At 68.8% G+C, this 1197-nt stretch carries 2 protein-coding genes and 1 pseudogene; all 3 read left to right on the forward strand.

Features of this window, described 5'->3' with window-relative positions; all coding sequences use genetic code 11:
- A pseudogene (locus AC1DP0_RS22050) lies at window positions 1-208 on the forward strand (single-stranded DNA-binding protein); the annotation flags it as partial.
- A 134-nt stretch (window positions 209-342) separates the two neighbouring features.
- The gene (rpsR, locus tag AC1DP0_RS22055) at window positions 343-579 is read left to right on the forward strand and encodes a 30S ribosomal protein S18 (protein WP_013494395.1); all 237 of its coding nucleotides are present in this window, start codon (window positions 343-345) and stop codon (window positions 577-579) included.
- A gap of 30 nt (window positions 580-609) precedes the next feature.
- On the forward strand, window positions 610-1056 hold the full coding sequence (gene rplI, locus AC1DP0_RS22060) for a 50S ribosomal protein L9 (protein WP_478088754.1): 447 nt from the start codon (window positions 610-612) through the stop codon (window positions 1054-1056).
- The last annotated feature ends 141 nt before the right edge of the window (window positions 1057-1197 follow it).

A 1197-nucleotide genomic window follows, 5' to 3' on the forward strand; every position in this document is an offset into this window, starting at 1 on the left:
GGGCGGCGGCTGGAGCGGTGGCTCCGGCGGCCAGGCCGAGGACCCGTGGGCGACCGGCGGTTCCGCCGGCGGCCAGGCGGCCCCGGCTGCGACTGGCGGCGGCCAGGGGGGCTGGAGCAACCAGCCCTCCGGTGGCGCCCAGCAGGGTGGCGGTCAGCAGGGTGGTGGTTGGGGCGCAGCCCCCAGCTACGACGAGCCCCCCTTCTGATCGCGTCTCCTGATCGAGCTCGAGCAGGTCAGCACCGTCGTCCGGCCACCTGAGCGGGACGGCATACCCACGTAGTACAGAACCCATCCCGGGGCACCAAACCCCGGGCTCTCATCAAGAAGGAGAGCACCACGATGGCAAAGCCCGTTGTGCGCAAGCCCAAGAAGAAGGCCAACCCGCTGAAGGCGGCGAAGGTCGAGAACATCGACTACAAGGACACTGCGCTCCTGCGCAAGTTCATCTCCGACCGCGGCAAGATCCGCGCGCGTCGCGTGACCGGTGTGTCCGTCCAGGAGCAGCGCCTCATCGCCACGGCCGTCAAGAACGCCCGTGAGATGGCCCTGCTGCCCTACTCGAGCTCGGCTCGCTGAGCCCAGCCGCTCGAGAACTAGGAGATCACCATGAAGCTCATTCTCACGCACGAGGTCAGCGGCCTCGGCACGGCCGGCGACATCGTCGAGGTCAAGGACGGCTACGGCCGCAACTTCCTGATGCCGCGCGGTCTCGCGACCCCGTGGACCAAGGGCGGCCAGAAGCAGGTCGACGCCCTGACCAAGGGTCGTGCGGTTCGCGAGATCAAGGACCTCGACCAGGCCAAGGGCATCAAGGGCCAGCTCGAGGCCACCACGGTCAAGGTCCCGGCCAAGTCCGGCCAGTCCGGTCGCCTCTTCGGCGCCGTCAGCAACGGTGACATCGCAGCGGCCGTCAAGGCTGCCGGTGGCCCGGAGCTCGACAAGCGCAAGATCGAGGTCAAGCAGGCCATCAAGACGCTCGGCTCCTACGAGGCGACCGTCCGTCTGCACCCCGAGGTCGCGGCGACCCTCACCTTCGAGGTCGTCCCCGCCTGACCTTCGAGGTCTGAAGCAGGCCAAGGGCCGGGTTCCGCATCACGCGGATCCCGGCCCTTCGCCATGCCAGCCCTCGCCCAGGCCCCAGTCGAGTACCCATTTCCCGACGGTGCGCGGACGGGGAAGTGGGCACTCGAGTGT

It is taken from the genome of Terrabacter sp. P5_B1, from assembly GCF_056400505.1.